The following is a 10,093-nucleotide window of genomic DNA, read 5'->3' on the forward strand; positions in this document are numbered from 1 at the left end:
CGACCCGCGGGTCGAGATAGGCGGACAGATTGTCCAGGGTGGAGAACACGGGGGCGAGGACGGTGTCCAGGCCCGCGGTGAACCGCTGCGCGAAGTCGTCGTCGGCGTACAGCGCGGGCAGCAGCCCGCCGATCGGATGCCGGCTCGGCAGACCGGGGACGGCGGCACGGCTCATGGACGGGCCTCCGGCTCGATGGGCTGCACGACGACCTGGTGCTGGTAGGAGAAGATCAGCGCGCCAGGACCGACGTCGATACGGTCCACCGGCGCGCCCCGCCGCCCGGTGATCGGGTCGGCGGCGAACAGCCGGATCTCCTCCACCAGCGCGTTGCCGGTGGCCCGTTGGAGCACCCCGAACACCTCGCCGTACTGCACCGGACGGCCGAACGGCCACCCGGTGCCGTCCGGGCCGCCGCGCAGCGGGTTGAGATAGCGGAACAGGGCGGCGAGCGCCGCGTCCCGCACCCGGTCGGTGTCGGCGGGCGCGGTCGCGAGCCGGGCGACCACGGTGACGCCCTGGTAGACCGGCGGCTCCACCACCAACCGGGTGCCGATCAGACGCCGTTCGTCCAGGCTCTCGGTGATCGCGGTCAGCACCTGGTCCGAGGGGATGAGCTGCTCGAAACGGAGCCGGTCGTCGCCCTCGTCGGCGACCGCGTCCGGCACCACAAGCACCCGCACCGCACCCGCACCGCCGTCCCCGGCGGGCAGACAGCGCACCCGGCGCACCGAGGGCGCCGCCTGCCGGGCGATGATCTCGTGGTCCTCGGCGGTGACCGCCCGCTCCTGCATGCGCAGCGCGTCCGGGGCGCGCAGCTTGGCGTTGGCGACGGTCTCCCCGTCCACGCCCCCGCGCGCCGCCTCCCGGTTGACGACCCGCGCGATGTACGGCACCGAGCTGCGCAGCACCGAGATCGCGCCCCGGGCCACATTGCCGGCCGGGCCGCCGCCGGTGCGATAACGGGACACCCGGATGTGGGCGCCCTTCTCCGGCACCGCGCCGCACAGCCGCAGCGTGCCGTCCGGTTCGCGCAGCGCCGGCGGGAAGCCGAACTCGCCGGTGGTGGCGTCCACCCGGACATGCCGGTCGCCGGGGCCCGAGCGCCCGAAGTGCTCGACCACCTCCCAGCGCTGCCAGCCGTCGGCCGAGGAGACCTCCACCAGCGGCGGCCCGCCGTCCAGCAGCACGGGCGGGCGGCCGAGCCGGAACGTCTGGCCCGCGACCCCCTCCGAGGTGCCGAGCGGGACGTCCGTGACGGTCTCGGCGTGCTCGACCGGGGTGGTGCCGCCGACCGTGAACACCGTCGCCTCGCGCACGGTCGGCGACTCCGAGTAGAACGGCTGGCCCGGCTCCGCCTCGGTGACCCGGCAGCGCAGCCAGCCCGCCCGGGTACCCCCGATCACGGACGCGGTGTGCTCGCCGGGCACGTACACGATCACCTCGCCGGGCCGGTTCAGACCGCCGGTGGTGTCCGAGCCGGTCTCGCACAGCCGCCAGCGGCCGCCGTCCCACGCCTCCCAGACCAGCGGCGGCTGACGCGGGTCCACGCCGACGCCCTCCACCCGGCTGTCCAGCCGTACCGCCACGATGCACCGGGGCACCGCCGTGGGCAGCCCGAACAGCAGCGCGTCACCCGGCTGCGGGGCCGCCTGGAAGCAGCGCACATCACGGCCCTCGGCGAGCTCCCGGGTCCGATCGGTCTGCTCGCCGCCCCGGGGTGCGGCCACCAGCCGGGTCAACTCGCTGGGCACGATGCGCAGTTCGTCCTTGGTGGCGAACACCACGGGCTCTTCCGCCTCGCCGTCCGCGGTGGTCACCTCGGTGCCCGCGGGCAGTGTCACCGCGTCCTGCTGCGGCGCCGACAGCCAGAAGTCGACCTCGGCTCCGGCCGCGGCGGGCGGGAACAGCCGGATGCCCAACAGGTCGAGGAACGCCGTGTAGTTCTTGTCCGGCACCCGGTTCAGCCGGTACAGCAGCTGGTCCACGATGTACGCGAACGTCTCGATCAGGGTCACGCCTGGGTCGGAGACATTGTGATCGGTCCACTCCGGGGCGCGCTGCTGCACATAGCGCTTCGCCTCGTCGACGAGCTGCTGGAAGCGCCGGTCGTCCAGATTGGGGGAGGGCAGGGCCATCAGTCCGCGACCGCTTCCTCGGCCCCCTCCTCGGAGGGGATCGTGTAGAAGGGAAACACCAGGTTGCGCCGGTCGTTGGTGGAACGGATCGTGTAGCGCACATCGATGTAGAGGGTGCCGTCGTCGACGGCGTCGAAGGCGACGACCACCTCGTCCACGCCGATCCGCGGCTCCCAGCGCTCCAGCGCCTCGCGCACCTGCTGCGCGATCCGGCCCGCGGTGGCGCCGTCGCCGGGCGCGAAGACGTAGTCGTGGATGCCGCAGCCGAACTCGGGCCGCATCGGCCGCTCACCGGGCGCGGTGCCGAGGACCAGCCGGATGGCCTCCTCGATCTCCCGCTCCCGCTCCACCAGCGCGATACCGCCGGTCGGGCCGACCCGCAGCGGGAACGCCCAGCCCCGGCCGATGAACCGCTCGCTCATCACAGGCCCCCGATCTGCACGTTCAGGGCGCCGAGCAGGATGTTCGCGCCGCACGCGGACTTGTCGCCCGCGCGGGCGGCCGGCAGCCCGCCGATCAGGACCAGGCCGGAGGTCAGCGAGGCCGGGTTGGGCACGATGACATTGCCGGGGCCGAGGGCCGCGTGCGGGGGGATCGGGCAGGTGTGCAGGCTGCCCACCACGGCGGCGGGCTTGCCGCCGATCAGTACCCGGGCCACCGTCGCGGCGGCGCCGGGCGGCGGGGTGGCGACCACCCCGCCGTGGCTGGTGGAATCGCCGGTACGGGCTGCGCCGGGCATGTGGGGCTCCTCCTGGGAAGTGTCTGGGGCTGGCGGTTCAGTTGATGCGGACGAGGTCGGCCTTCAGCACCCCCAGCAGACCGCCGTCGAGCGTGAGGTCGGTCTGCCCGGAGACGGTCGCCGAACGTCCGGACATCTTCACCGAGTTGGTGCCGTCGATGTCCACGGAGGCGCCCTTCACACTGACCTTGCCGGTGCCCGCGTCGAGGGTGATGCCGTGCTCGTCCAGACGCACCGAGGTGAGCGCCCGGCGCCCGCCGGCCGCGTACACGGTCAGCGTGATCCGGTCGTTGCGGTCGTCGAGCATCACCTCCATGCGCTCGTCCCCGGTGCGCAGCCGTACCCCGGAGGGGCCCGAGCGCGGGTCCAGCAGCTCCACCCGGTGCCCCGAACGGGACACGATGGAACGGCGGTTGACCTTGCCGCTGGTCCCGTCGATCAGCGGCACATCGTGCTTGGACGGGGTGTCCACGCCGTTGTACAGGCCGCCGATGACGTACGGGCTGTCCAGCAGGCCCTGTTCGAAGCCGACCAGCACCTCGTCGTTGACCTCGGGGCTGACCACGCCACCGCCGCCCTTGCCGCCCCACTGCACCGTGCGCACCCAGTCGGACACATACGTGTCGTCCAGCCAGGGGAACTTGAGCCGCACCGCGCCGTTCTGCGCGCCGCCCGGCTCCCGTACGTCCGTCACCACACCGATGGCGAGGCCCGGGATGCGCGGGCCCCGGCCGGGCGCGTTGGCGCCGGTGGCCAGACCCGCGAGGGACCGGTCCGGGCTGGCGCTGACCCACACCGTGGTCCGGTAACCGCCGTGCGGGTCCAGGCTGTGGTGCACGGCGGTCGCCGTGTACCGGCCGGAGAAGGCGGGCCCGACATTGCCGAGCGCCACCGGCACCCCGGCCCGCAGCCGCGGACTGCCCTCCACCACCACTTCCAACTCGCCGAAGGCGGACGCCACTTGCGCGGAGATCGCCGTCGCGGCCGCCGTCGTCTCGGCCTGCGTACGGTACGGGGTGTCGGTCACCGTCAGCTTGGCGCTCGCCCCGAACGTGGACGCCAGCGACGGGGACAGCCCCGGTTGTACCGTCTTGCTGGTCACCGACGGCTGCCGGGCCACCAGCGGCGTCTTGGTGGTGACGTCCCAGCCGCGCACCTCCACCTGGGACGCGCCGTCCGCGCCGGACAGGGCCGCCCGCAGCGCCAGCAGATTGCGCCCGTACTCCAGCACCATCGGGCTCTGCGTCGCCGGGGTGGACGGCGCGGGCGCCCCCGACGCCGGCTCGGGCCGGGTGAACTGGAGCACCCCCTTGTCGTCCACCCGCACCTGAGCGCCGCTCTCGCCCGCCAGGTACTGGAGGAAGTCCCAGTCGGAGACGTTGGCCTGCGACAGCTGCTTGTAGGTGACCGGCGCGGCCTCCACCTTCCCCACCGGCAGCCCCGCGCCCGCGGCCACCTTGCGCACGATGGCGGCGGCCGTCATGTTCCGGTACGCCACCACCTTCCGGCCGCGCTGGAGCCGGTGCGCCTTGGAGTAGGCGCGCACCACCGTGAACGAGCCGGTGCCGTCCCGGTCGATCTCCACCGCCGTGACCTCGCCGTTGAACAACTGCTCGCGCGCCTGCCCGGCGACCGTCACCACCGACACCTTCAGCGGTGTGCCGAGCGTGATGCCGGTCGACTTCAGGAACTCGTTGTCGGGGTCGCGATAGGTGAGCACCGCCGTGTCCGGCAGCCCCACGTTCTCGTCCACCACACAACTCACCAGCTGCGCCGCCCAGATCTGCGGCAGCTCACCGGGCGCCTCCACGACGGGGTCCGCCGCGAACGACCGGCCGCCCCGCGCCTCGGGTGTCGTCACCGCTCCTCCTCACCGCCCGCGTCCCCGAGCGCCGGCACCACCAGTTCGGTGCCGGGCGGCAGGTCCATCGGGTCGTCGATCCCGTTCGCCTCGGCGATCACCCGCCAGGCCGTGGCGTCGCCGTACTCCCGCCAGGCCAGCAGCGCCAGACTGTCCCCGGCCACGATCGTGTGCGTGCTGCGGGCGGTGCGCGCGCCCGAGGTGGGGTTCTGCCCCGCCGGGTCGACGCTCGCCTCCTCCACGGAGAGCGAACAGGTCGCCCGCAGCGGCTTGCCGTCCACGTCGAACAGCGTGTACGTCACCGAGAGCCCGGACATCACCCCGTCGAACGAGGTGGTGCGGGCCGTACCCCACTCGAACCGCACCCAGGGGCTCGCGGGCTTCTTGCGGGCGAGGCTCGCCGGTGTCGGCACGCAGGCCTTCATCAGCTTCTCCACCGCCTGCTCGACCGAGTCGTCGTGCGTCGACGTCGCGTCGAGGAAGACGTCCAGGCTCAGCTCCCGCGGCCCGCTGCCCACGAACTCCGGCAGCGCCGACTGCCCGGCCATCCGGGAGGGGGTGCGCCGCCAGGTGGTGGACTTGCGCAGTTGCAGGGTGGACGGGTTGAACTGGAGATTGAGCTGTGCGATGGTCCCGCCGGGCTTCGCGCCGACCGCCGAAGGGGGTTCCTTCAGGGTCAGTTGGGCCCGGGCACGGCTGGTGCGGGCGGCGGAGGACATACCGGGAACTCCTTTCGTACGGATCGAGGTGAGCGGGCGGGTACCGGTCGCGGGGTCAGGAGGGGCGCAGGCCCTCGTGGGCGATCTCCAGCGTCTCCAGCGCCGCCTGCGAGTTGGCCGGGTCGAAGGACGGGCCCTCCCAGCGCACCGGCACGATGCCGAGCACCTGCCAGCTGATGATCCGCGACAGATCCGGTTTCAGCGCCACGATCTCCCCGTCCTTGGGCTCCACCCGGCGCAGCGTCTGGTCGAGCCAGCGGCTGATCTTCATCGTGTCGGCGGTGACCGGCCTGGTCAGTGTGATGTTGGACCAGGTGACCCGGCCCGGCAGCTGCCAGGTGAAGCCGTTGTTGCCGCCCTCCGCGTAACTCTCCATCTCCACCTGCGCGCCCATGCCTGAGCACGTGTGGAAGGCACCCAGATCATTGCCGCCGATCTGGAGCCGGAAGAACACGCTCGTCGCGAAGATGTTGTCCGTCATCCGTGGGCCATCCGTTCCATGTCCGCTAGCGCCGTCCGTCGTAGGGGCGTCCGGCGCGTTCCCGTCCCCGCCGCATGTCGGCCCGCAGCAGCCGGGCCAACGGGTCGAGCAGCCGCCGCGCCAGGTCCTCCAGGTCGACACCCGGGTCCTGCGGCGCGGCCTCCTTCTTGTCGGCCGGCGTGCCCGGCGCGGGGAAGGACGCCGGGGCGGAGACCGACCGCGGACGATTGCGCGCGGACGTGCCGCCGGCCGCCCCTTTCGCGTCCCGCTGTACGACATCGACCTGAACGCCGCCCGGAACCACGGGAGTCGGCTCCACCGGCCGGGTCATCCGCACCACGGGTACGGGCAGCCCGCCGGGCGGTGTGAGCGACGCCGGGGACGGCGCCGCCTGGAGCGGGGGAGCCTGCGCCTCGGTCAGGGGCAGGGCGGCACCGGCTGCCGACCGCTGGACGGTGGTGTCCGGGCGTACGACGGGAAGTTTCGGGCGAGTTGGGACAGCCCTCTGGACCGGGGGTGCCCCGGGGGTGGCCGGTCGCGCCGTTTCCGGGGCGGGCTCACGGTGCCAGGAGGCCGCCACGACCGGGGGCTTGGCGGGAGCGCCGGGGGAGTCGGCCTGCGGCGGGCGCGGCATGCCCTCCGGCGCACGGGTGTTGAGGGTGAGGGGGCGGCCGGAGAGGAGCGAGCGGGCGGTGCCGCGCACGGTCCGCGGGGGCTCGGCGAGGGCACGGGCCACGACGACAGGGCGCGCGGTGTTCGTACGCCGTGCGGGTCCCGGTTGCGTGGGTCCCGGTTTCGCGGGTCCGGTGGACGCCGCGCGCTGGACGACACCGGGGGCGTCCATGGCCGAGGGGCCCGGCTGTGCCACGGCCCGGGTCACCAGGGGAGTGGCCGGTGCGGATCCCTCGGCGGGCGCCGAAGGGGACGTCGGGGCGGAGGAGTTGGCCGTGGGTGCGGGGCTGCCGGTGGCTGCCGTCCCCAGGAGGGGCGCCATGGAGGCCCGTAGCGCCTCCTGCCCCGCCGCGACCCGCTGGACGTAGGGCTGGGCCGGACGGCCACCGGCGTCGACCGGGCCGCGCGGGGCGGCGGTCGGCGGCAGCGCGGACAGGGGCGCGCCCAGACCGCCACGGGCACGGGCTCCGGACGGTCCGGTCCGCTCGGTACGGCGGGACGGCGCGGGTCCTTCGGATACGGCCGGACCGGCGGCGCCGGGTCGCGTCGTCGGGCCGGCCGAGGACCCGGGGCGCGTCGTCGGCGCGGTCGAGGGGCCGGACAGCGCGGAAGCGTCCGTCTGACGTTGTACGACGGGCAGCACCGGCCCGGGCGTCGGCTCGGCGGCGGCGGCCGGTCGGGGAGCCGTGGCGGGACGTTCCTTTTCGGCGGAGCCGGACGCGTCCACCTGGCGCTGCACCGCCGAGAGCAGCGGCTTGGCGGGCACCTCGGGGCCGGGAGCCTCCACCTGGCGCTGTACGACGGGCAGTACCGGCCCGTTCACGGCGGGCAGTTCGGCCCCGGCCGGGGCCGGCGCGTCCACCCGGTGCTGTGTTCCGGGGAGCAACGGCTTGGCTGTCGGCCGGGCGGCCTCGGAGACGTCCACCGCGCGCTGTACGACGGACGGCGCGGGCCCGGAGCCCGGCCGGGCGGCGGCGGGGGTGGCGTCCGCGGTGTCCGTCTGGCGCTGTACGACGGGCAGCGCGGGTCCCGCCGGGGACTGAGTGTCGGCCGTGCCGGAAGCCCCAGGAGTACCGGTGGCCGGCAGACCGGGCGCGGCCGGACTCGCGTTCCCGGCGGAGCCCGGAGTGTCCACCAGACGCTGCACCTCGGGGAGCAACGGCCGGGAGGGCGCGGGAGTGACGTCCCGGGAGAGCTTTTGTGCCTCGGCGGCCGGGAGTTCGTTCCCCGTGGAGACGGGAGCCTCCGCCTGACGCTGTACGACCGGCAGCACCGGGTCGGCCGACGGCTGGACCTCGGCGGCGCGGGGCGTCTCGGGCGCCTTGTCGGCAGCGGCGTCCACGTGCCGCTGGACCTCGGGAAGCAGTGGCCTGGACGCCGCCCGAGTGTCGGCCGGACCGGAACCGGAGCCGTCCGCCCGGCGCTGTACGGCAGGGGCCTGCGCACCGGCGTCCGTCCGCGCGTCGGCCGCGACGACACGCGGCGCCGCAACGGCCTCCCCTGCGCCGGTCTCGGGAGCATCCACCCGGCGCTGCACCACCGGCAGCACCGGAGCGCTCGACGATGGCGCACCGGCCGTGACGGAACGGGACGGCGGTGGACCGTCGACGGCCAACGGAGCAGCCGTGGACGGAAGTTCGGTCATCGGCGCACCCAACGGAGCGCGCCCAGGCGCTCGCCCGGGAGCGGCGGCGCGCTGAACCGTAGCGGCACCCGCGACACCGGCACCCGCGGCACCGGTACCGGCCTCGACACCGGCGGCCGGCACCGGTCGTACCGCGGTGACCCGCCGTACCGGCCCGGTCGCCACCCGCCGCGCCACGGTCAGCGAGGGGCCCAGCGGTCGCGGTCGTACCGCGCCCGCCCGGCCCGGTTCGACCGCCGTACTCCGGGGCGTGGTTCCGGCACCCGGAGCATTCGGCACCACGGCGACCCGCCGTACCACCGGAAGCTCCGGTCCGGTCACTCGTCCCGCACCGTCGGCCACCGCACGCTCCGCGCCCGGCGAAGGCGAAACAGACTGCGGCCGTGCCGACTTGGCCGTCGGCCGCCGTACCTCTCCGGCGCCCTGACCGTCCGCGCGCACCACCCGCTGGACCTGTGCCAGGGCGGAATCGGCGCCGTCGCCCGCCTCCTCGCCGCCGGGCTCCGGCAGCGAACGCAGCAGCAGCGGCCCGCCGGAGCCGTACTCCGAGCGCTGGACGGCAGGGCGCGTCACACCGTGCACCAGGCCCATTGGTGCCGAGGGCAGCAGCCCATGGCCGAGGCCCGAGTCGAAGGCGGGGTTCTGCCAGGAGGTGAGGCCGTCGCGGAAGGTGAGGCCGTCGCTGACGCCGAGTGGCGCGCGCGCCACGGTCAGCGACGGCGGCGCGACCCGGCGCCAACCGCCGTCAAAGTCCCCGGGCAGGGAGCCCCCGGGCATCGCCGAAGCGGCCCGCGACGGCTCGGAGCCGGCCGGGCCCGGGCCGGACGGACCCGACGGGGCCGCCGACGCGATGTCGGCGGCCCGGTCCCGTCGGCGGCGTACATCCCACCACGCCATGACCTCAACCACCCTCGTTCATACGGGCGTTGATACGAGCGATCTCGCCCACCCACTGACGGCGCTCCGCATGGGTGAGATCGAGGATCTCCTCGCGCTGCCAGTGGAAGTGATAGGCGATGTACGCGACTTCCTCCCGGAGCCGGGGAAGCGCGTACGTCACGATTCCCCCAGGCGCCCACCCGAGAGGTCGACCTCGAAGCCGCCCTCGCAGTGCGGACAGGTCACCGCCGCGCGGGTGTGGCCCTCGCTGTTGACCCGGCGGTAGAAGTCCTGGAGGAAGGCGACGTCGGTGGCGTACATCCGCTCCACGACGCCCGCGTGCACATCGGTGATGGTGCCGAGCCGGGTGATCACCTGGCTCAGCAGCACCACACTGAGGTACGCGGGGTTCTCCTTGACCCGCAGATCGATCTGCGGGCGCAGCTCGTCACGGGCCGTGGCGAGCCGCATCGAGCCGCTGCGGTGCAGCGTGCCCGACTCGTCCACGTACCCGCGCGGCAGCTCGAACTCGAACTCGGTGCGCAGCCCGTGGTCACGCGTGGCCGGAGGGCCGGACGGTGGCGCCGGGGCCGGCGACTGCTCGGGGGCCGGGGCGGGCGCCGTCGCGTCGAGGATCTCCTCCAGGCTGCCCGCCGTCACCGTACGGCGCCTCATTCGACGACGATCTCCTCGAACACGATGGTGACCGTCTCGGTCGCCGCCGCGGACTCGCCCGCCTTGAGGGAGGGACCCTCCCAGCGGGAGGCCCAGCCCTGCATCAGCTGGATCCGGCGCACCGTCTCGCCCTTGGAGTCCTTGATCTCGATGGTCAGGTTCTGCCGGGCGGTGTCGACGGCACCGTTGTTCAGGGTTTCCTTGATCCACTTGGTGAACTCGCTGGACTTGTCGAGTCCCCGGGTGATCGTGATCTCACCCGCCTGCCGGGCGCCCGGCTGCTTGC

General features: G+C 74.1%; 10 protein-coding genes and 1 pseudogene. All 11 read right to left on the reverse strand.

Annotation, left to right across the window (positions count from 1 at the left end; translation table 11 throughout):
• Positions 1-175: pseudogene (locus CCN72_RS40220) on the reverse strand (phage tail protein); the annotation flags it as partial.
• The gene (locus CCN72_RS03735) at positions 172-2,136 is read right to left on the reverse strand and encodes a putative baseplate assembly protein (protein WP_085562783.1); all 1,965 of its coding nucleotides are present in this window, start codon (positions 2,134-2,136) and stop codon (positions 172-174) included. The pseudogene CCN72_RS40220 and the gene CCN72_RS03735, both read right to left, overlap by 4 nt.
• Positions 2,136-2,558: a GPW/gp25 family protein gene (locus tag CCN72_RS03740; protein WP_037662788.1), complete on the reverse strand. Its 423-nt coding sequence runs from the start codon at positions 2,556-2,558 to the stop codon at positions 2,136-2,138. The genes CCN72_RS03735 and CCN72_RS03740 overlap by 1 nt, the downstream gene beginning before the upstream one ends.
• Positions 2,558-2,875: a PAAR domain-containing protein gene (locus CCN72_RS03745; RefSeq protein ID WP_085562784.1), complete on the reverse strand. Its 318-nt coding sequence runs from the start codon at positions 2,873-2,875 to the stop codon at positions 2,558-2,560. Before CCN72_RS03745 ends, CCN72_RS03740 begins: the two co-directional genes overlap by 1 nt.
• A gap of 37 nt (positions 2,876-2,912) precedes the next feature.
• Complete coding sequence (locus CCN72_RS03750) at positions 2,913-4,736, reverse strand: VgrG-related protein (RefSeq protein WP_086806305.1); 1,824 nt, start codon at positions 4,734-4,736, stop codon at positions 2,913-2,915.
• The gene (locus CCN72_RS03755; protein WP_085562786.1) at positions 4,733-5,455 is read right to left on the reverse strand and encodes a CIS tube protein; all 723 of its coding nucleotides are present in this window, start codon (positions 5,453-5,455) and stop codon (positions 4,733-4,735) included. Before CCN72_RS03755 ends, CCN72_RS03750 begins: the two co-directional genes overlap by 4 nt.
• 55 nt (positions 5,456-5,510) lie before the next feature.
• Positions 5,511-5,936: a phage tail protein gene (locus tag CCN72_RS03760; protein WP_037662782.1), complete on the reverse strand. Its 426-nt coding sequence runs from the start codon at positions 5,934-5,936 to the stop codon at positions 5,511-5,513.
• A 25-nt stretch (positions 5,937-5,961) separates the two neighbouring features.
• On the reverse strand, positions 5,962-9,030 hold the full coding sequence (locus tag CCN72_RS03765) for a hypothetical protein (RefSeq protein WP_143664035.1): 3,069 nt from the start codon (positions 9,028-9,030) through the stop codon (positions 5,962-5,964).
• A gap of 124 nt (positions 9,031-9,154) precedes the next feature.
• Positions 9,155-9,313, reverse strand: coding sequence for a DUF6760 family protein (locus tag CCN72_RS39500; protein WP_164932503.1), 159 nt, complete (start codon positions 9,311-9,313; stop codon positions 9,155-9,157).
• On the reverse strand, positions 9,310-9,807 hold the full coding sequence (locus tag CCN72_RS03770; RefSeq protein ID WP_086806307.1) for a zinc-ribbon domain-containing protein: 498 nt from the start codon (positions 9,805-9,807) through the stop codon (positions 9,310-9,312). The genes CCN72_RS39500 and CCN72_RS03770 overlap by 4 nt, the downstream gene beginning before the upstream one ends.
• The coding region (locus tag CCN72_RS03775) for a phage tail protein (protein ID WP_086806308.1) at positions 9,804-10,093 on the reverse strand (290 nt) is incomplete at its 5' end. The genes CCN72_RS03775 and CCN72_RS03770, both read right to left, overlap by 4 nt.

The organism is Streptomyces murinus (genome assembly GCF_002154555.1).
Taxonomy (GTDB): domain Bacteria; phylum Actinomycetota; class Actinomycetes; order Streptomycetales; family Streptomycetaceae; genus Streptomyces; species Streptomyces murinus.

Bases quoted from the DNA above. Each gene is read 5' to 3' on its own strand.
- CCN72_RS03755 (WP_085562786.1), bottom strand. From the start codon at position 5,455: ATGTCCTCCGCCGCCCGCACCAGCCGTGCCCGGGCCCAACTGACCCTG.
- CCN72_RS03765 (WP_143664035.1), bottom strand. From the start codon at position 9,030: ATGCCCGGGGGCTCCCTGCCCGGGGACTTTGACGGCGGTTGGCGCCGG.
- CCN72_RS03770 (WP_086806307.1), bottom strand. From the start codon at position 9,807: ATGAGGCGCCGTACGGTGACGGCGGGCAGCCTGGAGGAGATCCTCGAC.
- CCN72_RS03745 (WP_085562784.1), bottom strand. From the start codon at position 2,875: ATGCCCGGCGCAGCCCGTACCGGCGATTCCACCAGCCACGGCGGGGTG.
- CCN72_RS03760 (WP_037662782.1), bottom strand. From the start codon at position 5,936: ATGACGGACAACATCTTCGCGACGAGCGTGTTCTTCCGGCTCCAGATC.
- CCN72_RS03735 (WP_085562783.1), bottom strand. From the start codon at position 2,136: ATGGCCCTGCCCTCCCCCAATCTGGACGACCGGCGCTTCCAGCAGCTC.
- CCN72_RS03740 (WP_037662788.1), bottom strand. From the start codon at position 2,558: ATGAGCGAGCGGTTCATCGGCCGGGGCTGGGCGTTCCCGCTGCGGGTC.